This is a genomic window from Lactobacillus sp. UMNPBX17, from assembly GCF_002553735.1.
GTDB classification, from domain to species: domain Bacteria; phylum Bacillota; class Bacilli; order Lactobacillales; family Lactobacillaceae; genus Lactobacillus; species Lactobacillus gallinarum.
Genome location: NZ_PCYT01000169.1, coordinates 1 through 624, shown reverse-complemented (window position 1 = coordinate 624; position 624 = coordinate 1). Strand labels below are relative to the sequence as shown.

Below are 624 nucleotides of genomic sequence, written 5' to 3'. Positions count from 1 at the left end.
CAAAGTCAAATTGGCATTGACCTTAACCTTGATAATTTCTTAACAGCATCTAACGGGGCAATGGTTGCTAATCCACGATTTTATTGCAAAACCAAAAAGAAGCTTGCCCATGCCCAACGCGTCTTGTCTCGCAGACAGCGCCGGGCTAAAAAAGAAGGACGCAATTTGCGGCTAGCAAAAAACTATCAAAAGCAGCGTTTAGTTGTAGCTAAACTGCACGACAAGATCAGAAGACAGCGTAATGACTTCTTGCAAGTACTCTCAACTGCACTAATCAAAAACCACGATTTAGTAGTTGCCGAGGAACTAAGAAGCAGAAATCTGTTAAAGAATCATGCCTTGTCTCAAGCCATTTCTGATGTTGGTTGGCGTAGTTTCCTGAACATGCTGGCTTATAAGGCAGATCTATATGGCAAAGAATTTCTAACAATTGATCCTAAGTACACCACCCAAAGATGCCATCAATGTGGCAGTATTATGGGACAAAATAGCTATAAGACATTAACCCTTAAGGATCGGGAATGGACGTGCCCAATCTGTCAGACGCACCATATTCGCGATTGGAATGCGGCCGTGAACATCTTAGAAAAAGGATTAGGCAAGTGGCAGAATCCTAAAATAAAA

1 protein-coding gene is annotated in these 624 nt (G+C 42.0%); it reads left to right on the top strand.

Annotation, left to right across the window (positions count from 1 at the left end):
• Positions 1-624, top strand: a 624-nt coding sequence (locus CP368_RS10145; RefSeq protein ID WP_143468334.1) for an RNA-guided endonuclease TnpB family protein, incomplete at both ends; no start/stop codon positions are given.